General features: G+C 39.6%; 20 protein-coding genes. 6 read left to right on the forward strand and 14 right to left on the reverse strand.

What is annotated here, in order from left to right:
• Positions 1 to 41: 41 nt before the first annotated feature.
• From OK025_RS12880 to OK025_RS12900, 5 genes are all read right to left on the reverse strand, one after another.
• On the reverse strand, positions 42 to 896 hold the full coding sequence (locus OK025_RS12880) for an ROK family protein (protein WP_153847720.1): 855 nt from the start codon (positions 894 to 896) through the stop codon (positions 42 to 44).
• Positions 883 to 1989 (reverse strand): chorismate synthase, encoded by a 1107-nt coding sequence (aroC, locus tag OK025_RS12885; RefSeq protein WP_075993987.1) that lies wholly within the window; start codon positions 1987 to 1989, stop codon positions 883 to 885. Before aroC ends, OK025_RS12880 begins: the two co-directional genes overlap by 14 nt.
• Before the next feature lie 204 nt (positions 1990 to 2193).
• Complete coding sequence (gene aroA, locus OK025_RS12890) at positions 2194 to 3444, reverse strand: 3-phosphoshikimate 1-carboxyvinyltransferase (RefSeq protein ID WP_317669746.1); 1251 nt, start codon at positions 3442 to 3444, stop codon at positions 2194 to 2196.
• Positions 3444 to 4556, reverse strand: a complete 1113-nt coding sequence (locus tag OK025_RS12895) for a chorismate mutase (protein WP_317669747.1) — start codon at positions 4554 to 4556, stop codon at positions 3444 to 3446. The genes aroA and OK025_RS12895 overlap by 1 nt, the downstream gene beginning before the upstream one ends.
• A 46-nt stretch (positions 4557 to 4602) precedes the next feature.
• Positions 4603 to 5427 carry a prephenate dehydratase gene (locus tag OK025_RS12900; protein WP_046671823.1) on the reverse strand — a complete coding sequence of 275 codons (825 nt, stop codon included), beginning with the start codon at positions 5425 to 5427 and terminating at the stop codon, positions 4603 to 4605.
• 574 nt (positions 5428 to 6001) lie between these two features.
• Here OK025_RS12900 and OK025_RS12905 point away from each other — a divergent pair.
• From OK025_RS12905 to OK025_RS12920, 4 genes are read left to right on the forward strand one after another with little or no spacing between them, the layout of a single operon-like run.
• Positions 6002 to 6478 (forward strand): thermonuclease family protein, encoded by a 477-nt coding sequence (locus OK025_RS12905; protein WP_317664269.1) that lies wholly within the window; start codon positions 6002 to 6004, stop codon positions 6476 to 6478.
• A 14-nt stretch (positions 6479 to 6492) separates the two neighbouring features.
• The gene (locus tag OK025_RS12910; protein ID WP_317664271.1) at positions 6493 to 7362 is read left to right on the forward strand and encodes an EamA family transporter; all 870 of its coding nucleotides are present in this window, start codon (positions 6493 to 6495) and stop codon (positions 7360 to 7362) included.
• Positions 7359 to 7976, forward strand: coding sequence for a YigZ family protein (locus tag OK025_RS12915; RefSeq protein ID WP_317664272.1), 618 nt, complete (start codon positions 7359 to 7361; stop codon positions 7974 to 7976). The genes OK025_RS12910 and OK025_RS12915 overlap by 4 nt, the downstream gene beginning before the upstream one ends.
• Complete coding sequence (locus OK025_RS12920) at positions 7973 to 8827, forward strand: nucleoside phosphorylase (protein ID WP_317664274.1); 855 nt, start codon at positions 7973 to 7975, stop codon at positions 8825 to 8827. The genes OK025_RS12915 and OK025_RS12920 overlap by 4 nt, the downstream gene beginning before the upstream one ends.
• Before the next feature lie 105 nt (positions 8828 to 8932).
• On the opposite strand, the gene rodA is transcribed toward OK025_RS12920, so the two are convergent.
• The 9 genes from rodA to OK025_RS12965 form a co-directional block, all read right to left on the reverse strand.
• The gene (gene rodA / locus OK025_RS12925; RefSeq protein WP_201667353.1) at positions 8933 to 10198 is read right to left on the reverse strand and encodes a rod shape-determining protein RodA; all 1266 of its coding nucleotides are present in this window, start codon (positions 10196 to 10198) and stop codon (positions 8933 to 8935) included.
• Positions 10191 to 12173: a penicillin-binding protein 2 gene (gene mrdA, locus OK025_RS12930; RefSeq protein WP_317664276.1), complete on the reverse strand. Its 1983-nt coding sequence runs from the start codon at positions 12171 to 12173 to the stop codon at positions 10191 to 10193. Before mrdA ends, rodA begins: the two co-directional genes overlap by 8 nt.
• A gap of 27 nt (positions 12174 to 12200) precedes the next feature.
• Positions 12201 to 12719, reverse strand: a complete 519-nt coding sequence (locus OK025_RS12935; RefSeq protein ID WP_046671817.1) for a hypothetical protein — start codon at positions 12717 to 12719, stop codon at positions 12201 to 12203.
• Entirely contained in the window at positions 12712 to 13554 is an 843-nt protein-coding gene (gene mreC, locus OK025_RS12940; RefSeq protein WP_075993981.1) for a rod shape-determining protein MreC, read from the reverse strand. The genes OK025_RS12935 and mreC overlap by 8 nt, the downstream gene beginning before the upstream one ends.
• A 91-nt stretch (positions 13555 to 13645) precedes the next feature.
• Positions 13646 to 14671, reverse strand: coding sequence for a rod shape-determining protein (locus tag OK025_RS12945; RefSeq protein ID WP_046671815.1), 1026 nt, complete (start codon positions 14669 to 14671; stop codon positions 13646 to 13648).
• Between the two features lie 440 nt (positions 14672 to 15111).
• Positions 15112 to 16422 (reverse strand): NAD(P)/FAD-dependent oxidoreductase, encoded by a 1311-nt coding sequence (locus OK025_RS12950; protein WP_317664282.1) that lies wholly within the window; start codon positions 16420 to 16422, stop codon positions 15112 to 15114.
• A 253-nt stretch (positions 16423 to 16675) separates the two neighbouring features.
• On the reverse strand, positions 16676 to 17008 hold the full coding sequence (locus OK025_RS12955) for a 2Fe-2S iron-sulfur cluster-binding protein (RefSeq protein ID WP_317664284.1): 333 nt from the start codon (positions 17006 to 17008) through the stop codon (positions 16676 to 16678).
• A gap of 2 nt (positions 17009 to 17010) precedes the next feature.
• Positions 17011 to 18015, reverse strand: coding sequence for an NAD(P)/FAD-dependent oxidoreductase (locus OK025_RS12960; protein WP_317664286.1), 1005 nt, complete (start codon positions 18013 to 18015; stop codon positions 17011 to 17013).
• Positions 18016 to 18017: 2 nt separating this feature from the next.
• Entirely contained in the window at positions 18018 to 18455 is a 438-nt protein-coding gene (locus OK025_RS12965; RefSeq protein WP_317664288.1) for a MarR family transcriptional regulator, read from the reverse strand.
• 146 nt (positions 18456 to 18601) lie between these two features.
• Between OK025_RS12965 and OK025_RS12970 the strand changes: the two genes are divergently transcribed.
• Positions 18602 to 19030 (forward strand): helix-turn-helix domain-containing protein, encoded by a 429-nt coding sequence (locus tag OK025_RS12970; protein WP_317664289.1) that lies wholly within the window; start codon positions 18602 to 18604, stop codon positions 19028 to 19030.
• Between the two features lie 14 nt (positions 19031 to 19044).
• Complete coding sequence (locus OK025_RS12975) at positions 19045 to 19893, forward strand: IS3 family transposase (RefSeq protein WP_317664290.1); 849 nt, start codon at positions 19045 to 19047, stop codon at positions 19891 to 19893.
• Positions 19894 to 19899: the final 6 nt, after the last annotated feature.

The raw sequence follows: 19899 nt of genomic DNA on the forward strand, positions 1-19899 counted from the left end.
TTGACTAAGCTAAGTATTCCAAAGAGGGATGATAGCTTTTCTTAATTGAATATACTCGCAGCACCAATCATAGCTGCTTTTTCACCAAGTATTGCGGTGTAAATCTGAAATCTTTCAAATTCTTTTCGGTCACCAATAAAAATAGGTAGGGCCTTAGCGATATTGCCACCGATGATAAATATTTCAGAAGAATGTTTCTCTGCGAAGAACTGCATAAAATCAAAGAGATGTTTAGCATATTCATCTTTGATAATTTGAAATTCCTCAGTTTCCCGATGATTATCTAAAATCTCCTTAAGTCCTGTAACATCTTTTCCTGCTACTTCTTTGAAACGCTTGACGAACCACCGTGTGACAAGAAATTCTTCGAAAATACAATCTTCATAAGGGCTGTTCCATAGGGCGGCATCAAAGGCCTTCTCACCTTTATTCCATACCGCAGATCCAAGTCCAGTACCCAACGTAATTCCTAATATCCGGTTGTTTGTTTGCAAGTTCTGTACGAATATTTCACCTTGTAGGAAGGCTGCTGCGTCATTGATAAAGTGAATAGACGTAGGCGAAAGTCCCAATTCTTCAGCTAAAAGAGTTTTGACATCTTTATTGTAAAGATTGTCATACTTGCTTTGTCCCTGTATTTTAGATATGCCATTTTCGTAGTCAAAGGGTCCCGGCATAGCAATGCCGATGAACTGAATAGGAGCAGGAGAAGTGGCTATGATATCGCGTATAGCGGATGCCCAGGTTTGTAAAATCGTTTTAGCATCTCCTTGAGAAAAAACGTGGTTTCTGGCCACGTTTTCTAAGTATATATTCCATTGTTTTGTGTCAATGATACAGGCAGAAATATGTGTGCCTCCAATATCAACACCTACGACATAATTATCTTGCAGCATGTTTGTAACTTTGATTTTTAAGTAGATGATCCGCGATTACAAGTGCTGCCATAGCTTCCACAATAATTACTGCTCTCGAAACAACACAAGGGTCATGTCTTCCCTTGCCACTTGCAATCGCAGGGTTGCCATGGATATCCACTGTTTCTTGATCTCTCATGATAGTGGCAACAGGCTTAAATGCTACTTTAAAAGTAATATCCATACCATTTGAAATCCCTCCCTGAATCCCTCCAGAGAAGTTGGTATGTGTGTGCACTCGATTTAAATCATGGTCATCTGCTACAAATATATCATTATGTTCGGAACCTCGCAACTCCGAACCTGCAAAACCTGAACCATATTCAAAACCATGTACAGCATTGATGCTCATCATTGCTTTTGCAAGGTCTGCATGGAGCTTATCAAAGACCGGGTCGCCTAAACCAACAGGGACATGTCTGATGACAGCCGAAATACGTCCGCCAACGGTGTCACCCGCTTTTCTGACCGAGTCGATAAACTCAACCATTTCATTTGCTGTTGCTGGATCTGCACAACGTGCAATGTTCGCTTCCCGTAATTCAAGCAAAGCTTTTAGATCTTTGGTATCGACATTTGGTGCCTCGATAGTGCCTACCCCCGAAACGTGGGCAAAGATTTCTATGCCAAATTGATTCAGGAAGCTTTTTGCTACTGCACCTGCAGCAACACGGGCAGCGGTTTCCCTCGCCGAAGACCGTCCACCGCCTCGATAGTCACGGATACCATATTTCATCTGATAGGTGAAATCAGCATGGGAAGGCCTGAAGATATCTTTGATATGTGTGTAATCTTTCGAACGCTGGTCTTCATTTGGAATAACAATTGCTATTGGTGTTCCCGTTGATTTGCCTTCGAATACGCCAGATAAAATCTGTGCGGTATCACTTTCTTTTCTTTGTGTCGTGATCTTAGATTGACCTGGTTTACGTTTATCGAGTTCAGACTGGATAAATTCCTCGTCTATTGTTATATTTGAAGGGCAACCATCAATAATTACACCTATAGCTTTGCCGTGTGATTCGCCAAAAGTGCTAATTCTGAATAAATCGCCAAATGAATTTCCTGCCATAAAAATTAAATTTCAATAAACTTAGATAAATTTGCCTTTAAATGCAATTCTAAAGCACCAGACTGGCTACAAATTTATGAATCTGTAACTCGTATATGGCTTAATAGATTACATCACAATTTTTTGTCCCAGGCTAAAGGCTATCTGGGAGATTGAATAATAAAACAGAGATTAATGTTGATGTTAATCCCTGTTTTTAATATGTTAGTCAATTACAAAAGCTTGCGCTTGTAAATGTTTCCAAAAATCAGGATATGATTTTTCTACAACTTGAGGTTCAGCAATCTTGATTTGGTCAAAAACTAAAGCCAGCGGTGCAAATGCCATCGCCATACGGTGATCCTCGTAAGTGTCGAAGGTCACATCTTTAGGCTGATATACCCCTGCTGTTTTCAGGTGATAGGTATCACCATCTTCGATCAATTCAGCACCGAACTTTGCGATTTCGGTCTGTAATGCAGCGATACGGTCGGTTTCCTTAATCTTTAAGGTTTCTAGGCCTGTAAAGGAAACATCACGTTTTAAAGCCGCTGCGACAACGACTACTGTTTGTGCGAGATCAGGACATTCTTTAAAGTCGAACAACGTTTTGTCTGAATTGATTTCTTTTTTATTTAAATGCAATCCATCCGATTCAAAGCTCGAATAAACACCAAAATGTGCCATAATGTCTGTGATGGCAATATCGCCCTGTAAACTATGTTGTCTTAGTCCGGGCAATACAATCGATGCAGTTGCGTCGGCTAGTGCTACAATAGCATACCAGTAGGATGCTGCGCTCCAATCTGGCTCGACATATATGGTTTGCTTTTCAAATTCTTGCGGTGCAATTTTAATCGCATTCTCCGTCCATTCGTGTTGGATCCCGACACTTTTAAGCATATCTAAGGTCATGGATACATAAGGTCTGGAAGTTAATTCGCCTTCAATCTCTAACGTAAGTCCCTTTTTTAATGCCGGAGCAATTAATAGCAGGGCCGATATGTATTGACTGCTGATATTTCCTTTGATCTTAACACGGTCTTTTCCTTGAAATAATCCACCTTCAATCTTCAAAGGAGGATACCCCGCCTTTTTTTCATAATGGATTTCGGCGCCAATTTCTTTCATGGCATCGACCAATATTCCGATTGGACGCTGTTGCATACGCTCTGTCCCCGTCAGGATAAAATTGCCTTTAACAAGGTTGAGGTAAGCTGTAAGGAAGCGCATTGCCGTTCCCGCAGGGCCTATGTCAATCGTATTATAACCGGGTTGCGGTTCTGATGCGATTTGCAATACGCGGTTTAGGGTAACCGTATCTGCAGCCTCAGAGAGGTTGGCTATTTCAACTTGTCCTTTACTCAGCGATTGGATAATAAGAGCACGGTTGCTCTCAGATTTTGAACCTGTGAGTTGGACCGTGCCCTGTATCTTTTTTGAAGGATGCGTCAGCGTGATGACTTGTTGATTCATTATGCTTCTGCTGTTGGTTGCTCCTGAGTATTCATGACCGCATTTTGTTTGCGGATAGATTCGTTGTGAATTAATTCCAGGAATTTCGTCGCAAATTCGCTACCCAAAGAAAGCGCTTCCGCTAATTTAGTGCGTTTTTGAACAATTTCATCCCAACGGTTAACTTGCAAAATTGTCACGTTGTTATCGCGTTTGTATTCGCCGATTTTCTCCGCTATTTTCATACGTTCACCAATTTTTTGGATGATCAAATCATCTAATTTGTCGATGTTGCTACGCAATTCTGCTAATTTATCTTCGAATGAAGGATTGTCAGAAGCTGCTTTACGTAACGTCAAGTGGTCGATCAACTCGGCCAATGCAGCTGGCGTTACTTGTTGTTTTGCGTCGGTCCAAGCGACAGATGGATCAATATGTGATTCGATAATCAATCCTTGCATATCCATATCCATTGCTTTTTGTGCGATGTATGGTAACAATTCGCGGTTTCCACAGATGTGGCTTGGGTCGTTGATGATCGGTAGATTAGGACAAGCAGTTTTTAACTGAATCGCTAAATCCCACATTGGTTCATTACGGAATGCTGTTTTCTCGTAAGAAGAGAAACCTCTATGGATAGCACCTAATTTTTTGATACCAGCACGGTTGATACGTTCCAATGCACCGATCCACAACGATAAATCTGGGTTTACAGGGTTTTTAACAAATACTGGAATATCTACACCTTGTAAAGCATCAGCAATTTCTTGTACGGTAAATGGATTGGCAGTTGAACGTGCACCTACCCATAGTACATCCACACCAGCAGCCAAAGCTTCTTCCACGTGTTTTGCTGTAGCAACTTCAGTAGCTGTTAATAAACCTGTTTCTTTTTTCGCTCTTTTCAACCACTCCAAACCAATTGAACCTATACCTTCAAATTCTCCCGGACGAGTACGTGGTTTCCAGATACCAGCACGTAAAATATTTACTTTTCCGGTATTTGCCAACAAATGCGCTGTTGATACCAGCTGCTCTTCTGTTTCTGCACTACAAGGGCCTGCGATAATTAAAGGTTTGTCTCCTGTGTCCAACCAAGATTTTAAAGGAGTGATGTCTAATGTATTTTTCATGTTAAGTTTGATTATCTATTTTAATATTGTATGCGTAAATTGTTAATTATAGTTTTTCGTTTTTGACATACTCGCCCATAATATTGAAATTGACACTATGTTTGAGTACTTTACGTATTGCTGCTTCGTAGTCTGTTTGTTTTTTCCATTCTACGTCAACGAAAAAATCATATTCATTGCGTTTTCCGATTACCGGCATTGACTGAATTTTGCTCAAGTTGATATTCTGTTCGGCAAAGCATTGTAAAATAGTCGCCAGAGATCCTACTGTATTTCCTGTTTGGAATGATAATGACGCTTTATTGGCATTCTTATGTTCGACAACCTCATTAGATAATACGAGGAAACGCGTTGCGTTCTTTTTATTGGTTTCGATTCTCTTTTCTAATATTTCAAGACCATAGATTTCAGCGGCCAATGTCCCAGCAATTGCAGCAGTATCCGTTAATTTTCGCTCCGCAATCATTTTTGCAGTTGCAGCGGTATCAGATCCCTCGGTTATACGTACACCTTCAAGTTCAGAAAGAAATTCTTCACATTGGCGAATGGCAATTGGATGCGATTCGATGTGTTTAATATCCTTTAATTTAACGCCTGGCAATACCATGAGATTCTGTTGGATGTTTAGGTAAACTTCCCCAGTGATATGGAACTTGTAATCTCTTAATAAATTATAATTCGGTAATAGACTTCCCGCAATTGAATTTTCGATCGCCATAACGATATAGTCGACTTTTCTTTGCTTCAGCAATTCACAAGTTTTTTTAAATGAATCACATTCTACAATTTCAACTTCTCTTCCGAAAAATTTAAATGCGGCCTCTTCATGAAATGAAGCCTTTGCTCCCTGTATTGCAATTTTTAAACTCATTGTTTTTTTGTTCGCTATGTTGTCTCCAAAAAAAAGAGTCCCGATCATTTGAACCGGGACTCTTCTTGTTTGTATTTTTTATGATTTATACACAATCTAATCCCGGCTCTTATTTTTAAAATAAAAGAAGTTAAAATAGAAATATGTATATGTTCTGTTCATCCTGTTGTTGTTTGACATTTCAAATGTACGAATGTTTTTGAAATATCAAAGAAAAAAATAATTTTTTATTATAAATATTGAGTTAATTTCATGATTTTTTCACGTGTTTTTGTGTGGTTTTTTTTGATTAACTTTTAGTGGTTTATTTGTATTTTTTTTAAAGTGTTTATTTCTATTTAATTATGTTATAGTGTTGTTTTTTAGTGTTTTAAATTTTTGTTCTGTTGTTTTTATTTGATGATAAATTGTGTTTTTGTATTGTTTTTTTATGTTAAAAATAGCTTTATTTTTATGTGATTTTTTTGCTGTTTTTTTATATTAAATTTATGTGTTTTTAATATTAATATTTCCGTTTTTTTTGACTGTTTTGTTAAAAAAGTATTTTACTACCTTTGGACAAACGTTGGATTTTATGCTAAAACGAAGTAATTTTTATGTATGTGTATGTATGATCTGTTTTTTATTGACAGGTTTTACTTTTAAAGGAGAGGAAAAAGAGGCGAAGGTAAAGCGCGTTATCGATGGCGATACCTTTGTCATTGAAAATGGAACCTCAAAAGGGGAGAAAGTTAGGCTGATAGGGGTAGATGCCCCGGAAACGAGACGGACGGCACGCAAGGAAATCGGTTACTATGGTCAAGAAGCAAAGCAGTATTTAACGGCAATGTTGAATGGAAAAAGTGTTAAGTTAGTCTTTGACATTGGAAAACGGGATCGGTATGGAAGACTTCTTGCCTATGTGTATATTGGAAAGAAATTCGTCAATCGGGATTTGGTTGAACAGGGTTATGCAGTATCCTATACGCTAGCACCAAATGTACAATATGCAGATTTATTTGTAAAATTGGAACGTCAGGCTCGTCAGGAGAAACGTGGCCTTTGGAAATAAATGAATTTTGAATCATGATTTTTGTTTTATTCAGTGTCATCTGTAGCGTAACCGTTGCTGTTTTATTAAAATTGGCAAAACAAAATGGAGTCGAAACCAAACAAGTTATCGTTTGGAATTACCCCATGGCGGTTGCACTGGCCTATTTTGTATTGCAACCGAATCTAAAATCGCTCGTATGGGATGCTATGCCGGTTACGTTGTATACGAGTCTGGCGATATTACTTCCAGGGATGTTTGTTTTTATAGCTTTGTCCATTCGCTATGGTGGTTTGGTCAAGACAGAGATTGCACAACGCTTATCGTTGTTTATTCCCTTGCTTGCATCATTTTTCTTCTTTCATGAAAAAATGGAGGGACATAAGATGCTCGGAATAGCCCTTGGTTTATTGGCTATCCTATGTTCTATTGGCTGGCAAAAAAATGAGCATAGTGGCTCGATGGGAGCTAGTCATTATAAAGCGCTTTATCCATTATTGGTATTTATCGGTATGGGCATAATTGATATCCTCTTCAAACAGGTCGCCTTGCATGTTAATATACCTTATATCAGTTCCATGTTTATTATCTTTGTGATGGCGATGTTTATTGCAATGGTGCTGTTGCTGTATTTCCTTTTTGTGGAAAAGCAACGTTTTTCAAAGCAAGCTGTGGGATATGGATTGGTTTTGGGCGTATTTAACTTCTGTAACATCCTATTCTATATGAAAGCGCATCGTGCCCTACCAGACAATCCATCAGTCGTATTTACTGGGATGAATATTGGTGTGATCTCATTGGGCGCTCTAATTGGCGTCTTATTTTTTAAAGAAAGGTTATCATTATTGAATTATCTAGGCATAGCGCTTTCTATTGTTTCAGTTTTAATCATAGCATATCTATGAGTTTATTTGAAGATACTTACCGGACTATTGATGCAAAATACGAGGGAATTTTTAGAGATAAGGGCAGTAAATTTATTGCTTATGCTTTTCCATTTAAATCCGAAGAGCAATTAAAAGATCTGATTTTGGAAGTGAAAGCGATTCATCCGAAAGCGAGACACCATTGTTGGGCTTATCGTCTCACGCCAGATCGTGCTGTCTTTCGTGTGAATGATGATGGAGAACCGTCGGGAACAGCAGGACGCCCAATTTTGAACGTCCTCCTATCGATGGATGTCACCAATGTTATCGTGATTGTCGTTCGCTATTTCGGTGGTACATTATTGGGTGTCCCAGGCTTGATTAATGCCTACAAATCAGCAACGCAAGATGCTTTGACCCAAGCAGAAATTATCGAGCGTACAGTGAATGACCATTATGGTATTACCTTCGATTACCTCCATATGAATGCTATTATGCGGATCATAAAGGAAGAGGGCGTCGAAGTTGAAAAGCAGGAATTTGATAATCAGTGTTATTTGGAGTTTGAAGTCCGAAAAATGCAAGTCAATCGAGTTGTTGATCGGTTTTCCAAAATAGAAGGTTGTCAGTTAACTTATTTATATACGATATGATCAACGAATCGGAATTGATTTTGAACGCAGATGGCAGTATATACCATCTGAATTTGTTGCCGGAAGATCTGGCAAGTACAGTAATTACGGTCGGTGATCCAGACCGTGTAGCGAAAGTATCGAAACACTTTGATCGTATTGAACTCAAAAAAGGGAAACGTGAGTTTATTACGCATACCGGCTATCTGGGAAATAAACGGTTGACTGTAATCTCAACAGGTATAGGTACTGATAATATAGATATTGTGTTGAATGAACTGGATGCGTTGGCAAATATTGATTTTGCCAATAGAACGGTAAAGTCGACGCTCAGCTCATTGGATATTGTTCGCATTGGAACCTCTGGAGCGGTACAACAAGATGTTGAGATGGGAACTATTTTGGCCTCTGCGTATGGAATAGGTCTTGATGCATTGATGTACTATTATCAGGGATCTTACGACGGCGAGGAGCAGGCGCTTCAGGTTGAGCTAGCCGAATATTTTTCCGCATTAAACCTAAAGCCTTACGTTGCGAAAGCTGGCGCAAGCCTTCTGGGTCGAATTGCCTTTGATTTACCGAAGGGAGTCACCTTGACTGCGCCCGGATTTTATGCTCCGCAGGGAAGGACTGTTCGCTCAACTAATACGATTCCCAATTTTATAGACTTGATCAAGTCCTTTCAATATAAAGATCAGCGTTTCACCAATCTAGAAATGGAAACAGCGGGTATTTATGCATTGGCTAACATGTTTGGACATCAGGCTTTATCCATTAATGCAATCTTGGCAAGTCGGGTAGATGGTCGGTTTTCTTCCGCACCTGAAGAAGTTGTTGATAAATCTATACAGCTCGTTTTGGAGCGTATTTAACCGTTTATCTGCGCCATGCCGGGGAGTTTTTGTTTTTTTCTCAATTGATGCAGTAAAAAAGTTGAGAAGAACTAAATAAGGGTACAAATAGAAAAGGAGTTGTTTTTAGACAACTCCTTTTCTATTTGAATCAAATTTAAGCATGATGAATAGTAAAATGGTGAAACTCCATAAGGATGAACCGCCATAACTGATAAAAGGCAGCGGAATCCCGATAACTGGAACAATACCTATTGTCATACCGATATTGATAAATAAGTGAAAAAAGAGGATGGACGCTACACCGTATGCATATATCCTGGCGAAGGCTGAACGCTGTCGTTCGGCGATATGAATAATACGTAGCAGTAGGATGAGATAGATAAGTAATAAAGTAACCGATCCAACAAATCCCCACTCTTCTCCAACGGTGCAGAAAATAAAGTCCGTACTCTGCTCAGGTACAAAGTTGTATTTTGTCTGCGTTCCTTGTAGGTAGCCTTTGCCCAGAAGCTGTCCCGATCCAATTGCAATCTTCGACTGATTCAAATTATATCCTTTGCCTTTAGGGTCTTCCATTTTGCCTAGGATAATGTCAATACGGTCACGTTGATGGGGTTGTAGCACGTGTTCATAGACCAAGTCCACACAGAGAACAAATACAGCACAGGCTGCAAAAAGTATACTTAGATTGATAATGTATTTTCTTCTCTTACGATAGTTCCACATGACAAGGCCAATGAGCAATGCTAAAATCAAGATAAGAATCCAAGGATTGACCAATAAAGAAAGAACAAAAAGTAAAATGCATAGCCCGCCAAATATAAGCAGTTCATTATTAACATAGCCCTCGCGGTAGAATACAAAAATCAACGAAAAGAAGGCAAGGGCAGATCCAGTATCGGGTTGTAACATAACCAAAAATACAGGAAATAAGACAATACCGGCACCCATGGCCAGTGTCTGCATGGTCGGCGCTTTGTTACTTTGAGAACTTAGAAAGTTAGCCAAGAGCAGACAGGTTGAAAGTTTTGCAAACTCGGAAGGCTGTAAGCGGAAAAAACCTAAGTCAATCCAGGCCTGGTTTCCGCCGACATTTCGCCCTACAACGAGCACGATGACAAGTAGGACAGCTGTTATACCATAAAATATCGGTGAGGCGGAACTGAAAAATTTCGCGTCTATGATCAGAATGGATACCCCTAGAATAATTGCGGAAACAAGATATAAAGACTGTTTTCCATAATTGGTTCCTAAGGTAAAGAAATTGGGTAGTTCAGGATTGAATACCGCCGCACGGATATTGAATAAGCCAATTAAGCATAGCGCAAGCCAAAGCGTGATGGTTAGCCAGTCTATCTTTCCAAAGAAACTAGTTTTTTGATTATTCATATCTTCTCTTTATCTCGCTATGGTGAACAATTGTTTCCTTTGGTTTTGTTAAGGCTGCCAGCTGGCGTTTTGATTTTAACGTATCCGTTTTTGATTTTACAGAATCAGTCTTTTTTACATCTTTAATCTTTGGATCCACAACTTTTTTAGGTGCAGGAAGAAAATTCGCTTTATAAATGCGATCCTGAATATATTTTGGTGCAGTTATCGTGTCTTTGAGGTATTTCTCAACCATCATACTTGCGATAGGTCCTGCCCAGGTTCCACCGTAACCAGCATTTTCAACAAAGACAGCAATGGCAATTTTAGGGTTTTCTCTAGGTGCAAAAGCAAAGAAAACGGCATGGTTTTCTCCGTGTGGGTTTTGTGCTGTACCTGTTTTTCCGCACATTTCGATGCCTGGGATACGATTGGCCCAAGCGGTACCTTCGGGTGTATTGACAGCATCACTCATCCCTTGGATAACAATAGGATAATACCGCTCATCCACGCCGGCACTGACTTTTTCGGTAAATTCCTTCTTGGCAATTTTCTGTGCGCCAATACCTTTAATCAGATGGGGTCTATAATAAAAACCTTTGTTGGCAACGATAGCCATAATATTGGCCATTTGCAGGGGCGTTATACCCATTTCCCCTTGTCCAATAGATAAGGAGATATTGAAACTTGAACGCCATTTATCGTTACCATAGCGTTTGGTATAAAAATCTGACGTAGGTAGCAAACCTGGTTTTTCACCCGGCAGATCAATGCCTAGTTTATGACCAATTCCGAACTGTGTTACTGCATTGCGCCATAGATCGTATGCCTTAGGTCCCGAAAGCCCACGTCCGTCGATCATCTTAGCATAGGTAAATCCATAGTAGGTATTACAGGATACGGCTACAGATCGCTGTAATGTAGTTGAGCCATGATAGTGCGTACAGCCCATCCAGCCACGGCCACCACCATAGCTATATCCATGCGGGCAGAAAAATACCGTATTGCGATCAATAACACCGGCTTGCTGCGCAGTCAGTGCTGAAACAACCTTAAACACAGAGCCTGGGGGGTAAGAGGCTTGAATAGGACGGTTAAAAAGCGGTTTGGTGTCGTCTTTCAATAATTTCATATAATTATTGCCCGACTGTCTGCCGACCATCATGTTTGGATTGTAACTCGGGCTACTTACATACGCCAATATTTCACCTGTTGCAGGTTCAATAGCGACAATGGACCCCAATTTATTTTTCATGAGGTTTTCCCCTAGAATCTGTAGGTCCTTATCCAACGAGGAAACCAGTCCTTCCCCTGCAACAGCGAGTGTATCGTATTTCCCCTCCATAAATACTCCTTTCGGGCGGTTCAGCGCATCAACCATTAAGTTGTTGACACCACGTTTTCCCCGAATAAGGTCTTCATAAGAACGTTCTACCCCACTGCGACCAATATAGTCACCACTACGATAAAACCCGTTGGAGCGTTCAATATCTTTATCATTTACCTCACTCACATAACCCAAAAATTGAGCCGCTATGCTATCGGGATAACTTCTGATTGTTCTTTTTTGGACATAGAAACCACGAAATTGATATTGGTATTCTTGATATTGGGCCCATGTCCGTACAGAAAGCTGTTTTTCAAAAATGGATGCACGGTAAGGCGAGTGTACTCTTGCCTTTTCCATCCGTTTAATAAAGCCTTCCTTGTCAATGTCTATCAATTTGCAAAACAAAGCGGTGTCGATTTCTTTCACCTCACGTGGCGTAACCATAAGGTCATATACCGGTTCGTTTTGAACTAATACCTTTCCCTTTCGGTCCAATATAACCCCTCTGGCCGGGTACACAATGACCTTGCGCATGACATTGCTGTTTGCGGAATGTATATAGGAATCGTCTATGATCTGTAAATAGAATAAGCGGGCTACCAAGGTCAATGTGATAGCAATAAAGATTCCCGAAACGACGTACTTACGCGCAAAAAAACTGTTCATAGAAATGAATTTCTATCCATCGATCTACTACAACCGATCTTTCTTTTTGTAGAATAATATGCTAAATAATAGCATGATAATTACTGTAAATATACAACTTAAAACTATACTCAATAAGGTGTATTGGATGTGCTGGAAGGAAAAAGATTCCAAGAGATACAAAAATGTATGATGGATCAATGTTCCGAAAAAGATGTAGGAAAAGAACCAGCGAATATTCATGAACCCCAACATCGGGGTAAAAAAAGATTCACGTTCTTCAACTTCGAGCGTAATTTTCATGAAGAAAATACGGAAGGCGGCCAATGCAACACAGGCTGCGGTATTGACACCAAGGGTATCATAAAATGAATCTACGGTAAGTCCCGTAAGAAATGCGATCAAATACACCAGGAAATTAGGTGTTCCTGTCGGAAGTAAAAAAATAAATAAGATATAAGGAAATGCAGCGACCAGATTGTAATAACCGATATTTTGAAATAGGAAAACTTGCATGCCTATCAAAACGATAAATCGAATAATATTAAATATTAAAATCCTAGCCATTGTCCTTTGTCGATTCTTCTAGTGTCTTTAATTCTTTATTTAACAGGTCTTTTACAACGTAGACATGTTGCAAATTGGAGAAATTGGTGCTCAACAATAGTCTAAGATCCAAAAAAGCGTCTCCTGAAGAAATACCTGTCTGAATGACCGTTCCGACAAAAATTCCTTTTGGAAAATGTCCTGAATATCCAGAGGTATACACTTTGTCTCCTTTATTGACTTTGATATGGTTTGGAATTTCCTTGACCATTGCCGCACGGTAATCCATGCTATTGCCCCATACCAACGATCCGAAGACCTCGGTGTGGCCCAGTGTAACGGATATACGCGTATCTGGATGCAATAGGGATTGAACGGTCGAGAAGTTGGGGGAAACATTCAATACAATACCAACTACCCCGTTGGGAGCGATAACACCCATACCTCGCTCTATACCGTCTTTACTGCCTTTATCGAGTGTAATCGTATTTGCCTTTTGGTGGATGCTATTGTTGATGACATTCGCAATAATAAATTCGTAACGCCCAAACTCACTGCTGTCGATTGCTGGGACAGGACCGATCTTGATGCTGTCAGTTGATCGATAGGCTTGTAAGTCCTTTCTTAATTGTGCATTTTCCTTTGCAAGTGCATCGTTAGTCTCCCCGAGGTGCAGGTAGCTTTTCCAGGAATTGACCTTTGCGTACAGGCCTCCGATGATACTATTTGAAGAATTTAAAACAGAATTACGTTGGAAAGAATTGTTGGTGATCACCAAAAATAACGAGAATCCAAAAAATAGGATAAACCAGAAGAATGCATTGTATCGTCTCAGGAATAACCAAAGGTTTCTCATTTTTTAATGTGGGTATTTAATAAGCAAGCGATATAATAGTTTTGCATATTATATCGCTCTTTAATAAAATATTGTTATTAATTATCGAACGTTATGATTGCATCAAGAATTTAAATCGTCCAATATTTTTAAGTGCAATACCAGTCCCTCTTACGACAGCACGTAACGGATCTTCGGCAATATGTACTGGAAGTTTAGTTTTCGCTTGTATACGGCGGTCCAAACCGCGCAATAATGCACCACCACCGGTAAGATAAATACCTGTTTGATAAATATCCGCTGATAATTCTGGCGGAGTGATTTCAAGTGCTTTTAAGATCGCCTCTTCAATTTTTGAAATGGACTTATCTAGACAATGCGCTATTTCGGTGTAAGAAACAGTAATTTGCTTAGGAACACCTGTCATCAAATCACGGCCTTGCACAGCAAAATCTGCCGGTGGTTCCTGCAACTCAGGTAGGGCAGCACCGACTTCAATTTTGATTTTTTCTGCCGTACGTTCACCGATCATGATGTTATGTTGTCTTCTGATGTATTGAACGATGTCAGAGTCGAAGTTATCACCAGCAACACGAATGGACTGGTCACATACAATACCCGATAAAGCGATGACAGCAATTTCAGTGGTACCACCACCGATATCGATAATCATATTACCCATTGGTTCTTCCACGTCAATTCCGATTCCAACAGCAGCAGCCATGGGTTCGTGAATTAAATAGACTTCTTTGGCACCCGCAATTTCTGCTGAATCGCGCACAGCTCTTTTCTCTACTTCCGTAATACCGGAAGGAATACAAACAACCATACGTAGGGAAGGGAAAAACCAGCTCTTACCATTGTTCACCAATTTCACCATCCCTCTGATCAGGTGCTCAGCTGCCGTAAAATCAGCGATTACTCCATCACGTAAAGGACGTACTGTCTTTATATTGTCGTGTGTTTTACCCTCCATTTGCATGGCCTGGCGACCAATGGCGATCACTTTGTTTGTGGTGCGGTCAAATGCAACAATAGAAGGTTCATCCACTACTACTTTGTCATTATGAATTATTAGGGTATTTGCAGTACCCAAGTCAATCGCAACTTCTTGCGTAAACCAATTAAATAAGCCCATCTGCTAATCCTTAAGCTATTTTAAAATAATATGCAAACCTACACAAAAAAAATTAATCTTTTTGAGGTTATACATCAAAAAAAACTACATTCTGAAAGTAAATTCTATCTGGAAAAAACTGTCTTTAAATTTAACGAATATAATCTGTAATTCTTACGTTCCAGGGGAAGTTATTTTTAATTGGATGCGGTGTTAAAAAAGAATTAAGCCGGTGTTTTTGAAATCATTGACTCCGAGAAGAAAGAATCCAATCGGGAAAAGGTGGTTTTGACAACTATCTGGAGAGGGCTGTTGTTTCGAAGTGTTTCTACAGTCTGTTATTACATGTTTTTAGCGAGTGGATTAAACAGGTAAAATAGGGGTAAAAAACAACGCCATTATCACTTGGGATAATGGCGCTGTTGGGTATTGAAATAGTTTATATAGACTCCAATAGAAAGCTATTGTGCTGTTTCTGCCTGCTGTTTTTCTGGAGTTGGTTCATCATATTTGTGGAAGATCAAACGCACACCACTGTTTTTGGTGAAAAATTTGATCGACCAGTTTACGAATGTGATCAATTTATTTCTGAATCCATAGATGGACATCAAGTGGACAAACATCCAGGTCATCCAGCCAAAGAATCCATTGAAATGGATTTTTCCCATGTCAACGACAGCTTTATTACGACCTACCGTAGCCATGGATCCTTTGTCGAAATAGTTGAATTTCTCAGTTGGTTGATTGGACATTGTTTGAAGAATATGTTTGGCAACATAAGCTCCCTGTTGCTGAGCCACCGGGGCAACACCTGGTAGGCCGCGAGGAAGATCATCTGTGATAAATGCCGAAACATCACCAATGGCATAAACACCTGGCATATCAATAACACGGCATTGATCGTCTGTCTGTATACGGTTGCCTCGTTGGATAATCTCCTTTTTGAAACCATTTGGATATTGCCCAGCTACACCTGCTCCCCAGATAACCGTTTTTGTTTCAATGCTTCTGCCATCGGCGAACGTAATTGAATTGCCATCATATCCGGTTACCTGAACATTCAATAATACTTCTACACCTAAATCTTTGAGGTACTTTTCTGAATCTTTAGAAGATTTTTCAGATAAGTTAGCCAATACTTTTGGAAGTCCTTCAACCAGGTAAACCGACATCTCAGATTTTTTCAATTCTGGATAATCTTTCTCAAGAACATTGTTTTTGATCTCTGCGATTGCCCCCGAAAGTTCAACACCTGTTGGACCACCCCCAACAATTACAAAATTCAAATTAGCTTTACGATCAGCAGGGTTTTCTATACGTACTGCTTCTTCGAGATTCTGTAAAACATAGCTTCGAATATTTAATGCTTCTTGTATGTTTTTCATCGGCAAAGCATATTTTGTGATTTGTTGATTGCCGAAGAAGTTCGTCGTAGCACCTGTAGCAACAATTAAATAATCATAGTCAAAATCACCAACATCTGTTCTTACAATCTTAGCCTCGTTGTCAACGCTTTTTACGTCAGCAAGTCTAAAATGAAAGTTGTCTTGGCCTTTGAACATTTTGCGGACAGGGAAGGAGATAGAGTCCGCTGAAAGAGTACCCGTGGCAACTTGGTACATCAATGGTTGAAAAGTATGAAAGTTATTTCTGTCCAGCAACAGAACTTCAACTTCCTTATTTTTAAGCTTTTTAGCAACTTCAATTCCTCCAAATCCAGCACCAATAATGATTACTCTTGGGAATTTTCTATTTGAACTATTGCTTGGCATATTTTTAATAGTTTGTTGTAAAAATTCGGTACAATCGAATTAAGCTGCAAATATCTTAAATTTTGACTCAAAAAGCTAAAAAATATTTATTTATTGTGCTGATATGTTGTGAATTTTATTGTAAAGTAGCTAATTCTTTCAATAATATGTTTTGTACTTGTTTGATTTTTAGTTCTTTATGATGGATATTGCTATCTCAAAAAAAAATCGATTAATAGTGTTATCATTGTGTATTTTATACACAATGATAACACTATTGTAGTGCGCCTTTTATCTTGATTTTCATACCGTTGTTGTTATTGTGCAGATAAAGCTGACAGGCAAGACGGCTTTGATCATCGGCATCCGGGAGCGTGTCCAGCATGTCGAGCTCCTGATCACTCGCTGAAGGAAGCGTATCCAGGCCTTCGACAACTTCGATATGACAGGTAGCGCACAGCGCCATACCTCCACAAGTGGCCAGAATTTCATATTCGGATGCCTTTAAAATCTCCATGAGTGAAAGATTGATATCGGTAGGAACCTCCAGCGTATTTTCGGTCCCATCACGATCAATAACAGTGACATGAATTAAATTATCGTCCATGGCTAGAATGTATTTATACCGTTTACAGTGGTGTATTTGAATGTCAATTTTTGATCTGGGTAGACAAATTTAAAAGCACTTTGACACATCAGTGCAGCCTCATGGTACCCGCAGAGAATGAGTTTCAGTTTGCCTGGATAGGTGTTGATGTCTCCAATTGCATAGATCCGCTCGATATTGGTTGAATAATCAAACGTATTGACCTCTATCGCATTTTTATCGATATTTAATCCCCAATCTGCGATTGGACCAAGCTTCGGCGTAAGACCATATAAGGGAATAAAATAGTCTGCATCTGTTGCGATGACTTCTTTTTCTTTATTGGTTGTTTCAACATGGGACAAGTAGCCATTGCCATGAATATTGGTCAGATTGTGCGATAATAATAAGTTGATCTTACCCTGTTGGGCCAATTTGAAAACCTTTTCAGCTGAGTCCGGAGCGCCCCTGAAGGAGTCACTTCGGTGGATTAACGTGACCTGTTGCGCAATATCTGCGAGATGGAAGGTCCAATCGAGCGCGGAATCACCGCCACCGGCAATGACGATTTTTTTATCCCGGTACTTGGCAGGGTCTTTTACCATATAATCTACGCCTTTTCCTTCAAAGAGATGAAGATTTGGAATTTCGGGCTTGCGTGGTTCAAAGCAACCTAAGCCTCCGGCGATGACAATAACCTGTGTATGAACCATCGTATGATCATTGGTTTCTACAATAAAAGAACCGTCGTCCTGTTTTGTTATATGTTCCACACGCTCACCTAAGGTGAATGTGGGGGCAAAGGGTTTAATCTGTTCAAGCTGTTTATCGATCAACTCCTGCGCAGTGATACTTGGATAACCAGGAATGTCGTAGATAGGCTTATGGGGGTAGATCTCCGAAAGTTGACCGCCCACTTGGGGTAACACATCAATCAAATGGCAGCGCATTTTTAAAAGCCCGGCTTCAAAAACTGCGAATAGGCCAACAGGTCCTGCTCCGATGATACAGATATCCGTATTTATCATAGCTATTCTATATTTAAATTGTTATATATTGTATTCAAAATTCTTGTGAAAGCTTCGAAATCTTCGTCCGTTAGATTTTCCCAGGCCTTCATGCGAATCTCCGCGACAATCGGCGTAAGCGATGCTACTTTTAATTTCCCTTCTTCGGTCAAATGGAGGTAGAGACTCCGACGGTCTGTTTCATCGGTAATCCGCTCAGCCAGATTTTTTTTAAGAAGGATATCTACGATCCGTGTGAGTGTGGGCTGGTCTTTTCCGCAGCGCTTGGCCAGTTCTTTTTGTGAAAGTTGATCTGTTTCGTACAAAGCCTTTAAAATGGTCCATTGGTCTACAGTAATATCAAATCCTTTCTCGGCAAAAGAAGATTGGGCGAACTGTTTTACTTTCTTGGCTGTTTGGTCCAAGATGAAGGAGTAGCGGTCAAATTTTTCGTTTAGCATACAAATATTTAGTACACCAAATATATTCAAAATATTTAGTGTGACAAGTAATTTGAATGCAATAAAAAAGGGCGTTCATTCGAACGCCCTTTTTTATTTTATCAATATGTCTCGTCCTGAAATATCGATACACAAAAAGAATCGTTATGGAAGAAGGAACAAATTATGTAAAGCGGACTCAGCGTGATTACACTTTAACATTGAAGCTGAATGTCGTTAAAGAGATTGAATCGGGGAAATTGACACTCTCCCAAGCTCAAAAACAGTATGGCATCCAGGGAGATAGCACTATTCGCAAATGGTTAAAAAAATATGGTAACTTTGATTGGGAGAATCAAATACCATCCAATATGGCAAAGTCACCAGAACAGCGCATTTTAGAACTGGAAGCCAAAGTCAGACTGCTGGAGAAGCAAAAGGCTCAACTTGAGCATCAGAATCACATCGCTGATTCCAAAGCGATCATCTTTGACATGATGATCGATATTGCAGAAAAAGAATATAAAATCGACGTAAGAAAAAACTTGAAACCCGCGCAATCAATCGTTTCCGGCAAGAAAAACAAGAAAGCCTAAGTTTTACTTGTGGATTGTTCGGGTTAGACAGGCAGGTGTATTATCGAAGGATCAAACGTATAGCCAGGAGCCAGGGTATAGCCGGGAAAATTGTGGACTTAGTTCATGAAATACGCACTACCCAGCCAAGAATAGGCACACGGAAACTTTACCATATATTGGCAAGGGAGCTACAGGCATTAAAAGTGGGCAGAGACAAATTCTTTGATATTTTACGCGCCAACCATTTGTTAATTACACCTAAAAGAAGCTATCATACGACCACTATGTCACATCATAGATTTAGAAAATATCCGAATATTATTAAAGAAGTGACTGTTTGCCGTCCCAATCAGGTTTGGGTAAGTGATATCACTTACATAGGGAAGCGAGAAAGCCCCTGTTACCTGAGTTTGGTTACAGATGCCTATTCGAAAAAAATTGTTGGCTTTGAGGTCTCGCGGACCATGTGCACACCGCATGTTGTAAAAGCACTAAAAATGGCACAAAAACAAAGAAAAACAAACGAGCCGTTAATCCATCATTCCGACAGAGGGGTACAATATTGTGCAGAAGAATACCAATATTACCTAAACAAGTATCAGCTCAGGTGCAGTATGACAGAAAACTCTGATCCTTATGAAAATGCCATCGCTGAACGAATCAATGGTATACTCAAACAAGAGTTCATGATTGATACCTATCATTTAGATCTACATTTGATGAAGCAGATCGTAGCTGAAGCAATCGATATCTATAATAATGACAGACCACATTGGTCTAATCATATGCTAACTCCAAATCAGATGCACATGAAATCAAACATGAACTTCAGAACTTATAAAACAAAAAACAGTAGCAACCTATCGGCTACTACTGTTTAAATTATT

This window comes from Sphingobacterium sp. UGAL515B_05, from assembly GCF_033097525.1.
Lineage (GTDB): Bacteria > Bacteroidota > Bacteroidia > Sphingobacteriales > Sphingobacteriaceae > Sphingobacterium.

What these genes read in the sequence shown, in the direction of transcription:
- OK025_RS12880 (WP_153847720.1), bottom strand. Translation starts at nt 896, where the DNA reads ATGCTGCAAGATAATTATGTCGTAGGTGTTGATATTGGAGGCACACAT.
- aroC (WP_075993987.1), bottom strand. Translation starts at nt 1,989, where the DNA reads ATGGCAGGAAATTCATTTGGCGATTTATTCAGAATTAGCACTTTTGGC.
- aroA (WP_317669746.1), bottom strand. Translation starts at nt 3,444, where the DNA reads ATGAATCAACAAGTCATCACGCTGACGCATCCTTCAAAAAAGATACAG.
- OK025_RS12895 (WP_317669747.1), bottom strand. Translation starts at nt 4,556, where the DNA reads ATGAAAAATACATTAGACATCACTCCTTTAAAATCTTGGTTGGACACA.
- OK025_RS12900 (WP_046671823.1), bottom strand. Translation starts at nt 5,427, where the DNA reads ATGAGTTTAAAAATTGCAATACAGGGAGCAAAGGCTTCATTTCATGAA.
- OK025_RS12905 (WP_317664269.1), top strand. Translation starts at nt 6,002, where the DNA reads ATGCTAAAACGAAGTAATTTTTATGTATGTGTATGTATGATCTGTTTT.
- OK025_RS12910 (WP_317664271.1), top strand. Translation starts at nt 6,493, where the DNA reads ATGATTTTTGTTTTATTCAGTGTCATCTGTAGCGTAACCGTTGCTGTT.
- OK025_RS12915 (WP_317664272.1), top strand. Translation starts at nt 7,359, where the DNA reads ATGAGTTTATTTGAAGATACTTACCGGACTATTGATGCAAAATACGAG.
- OK025_RS12920 (WP_317664274.1), top strand. Translation starts at nt 7,973, where the DNA reads ATGATCAACGAATCGGAATTGATTTTGAACGCAGATGGCAGTATATAC.
- rodA (WP_201667353.1), bottom strand. Translation starts at nt 10,198, where the DNA reads ATGAATAATCAAAAAACTAGTTTCTTTGGAAAGATAGACTGGCTAACC.
- mrdA (WP_317664276.1), bottom strand. Translation starts at nt 12,173, where the DNA reads ATGAACAGTTTTTTTGCGCGTAAGTACGTCGTTTCGGGAATCTTTATT.
- OK025_RS12935 (WP_046671817.1), bottom strand. Translation starts at nt 12,719, where the DNA reads ATGGCTAGGATTTTAATATTTAATATTATTCGATTTATCGTTTTGATA.
- mreC (WP_075993981.1), bottom strand. Translation starts at nt 13,554, where the DNA reads ATGAGAAACCTTTGGTTATTCCTGAGACGATACAATGCATTCTTCTGG.
- OK025_RS12945 (WP_046671815.1), bottom strand. Translation starts at nt 14,671, where the DNA reads ATGGGCTTATTTAATTGGTTTACGCAAGAAGTTGCGATTGACTTGGGT.
- OK025_RS12950 (WP_317664282.1), bottom strand. Translation starts at nt 16,422, where the DNA reads ATGCCAAGCAATAGTTCAAATAGAAAATTCCCAAGAGTAATCATTATT.
- OK025_RS12955 (WP_317664284.1), bottom strand. Translation starts at nt 17,008, where the DNA reads ATGGACGATAATTTAATTCATGTCACTGTTATTGATCGTGATGGGACC.
- OK025_RS12960 (WP_317664286.1), bottom strand. Translation starts at nt 18,015, where the DNA reads ATGATAAATACGGATATCTGTATCATCGGAGCAGGACCTGTTGGCCTA.
- OK025_RS12965 (WP_317664288.1), bottom strand. Translation starts at nt 18,455, where the DNA reads ATGCTAAACGAAAAATTTGACCGCTACTCCTTCATCTTGGACCAAACA.
- OK025_RS12970 (WP_317664289.1), top strand. Translation starts at nt 18,602, where the DNA reads ATGGAAGAAGGAACAAATTATGTAAAGCGGACTCAGCGTGATTACACT.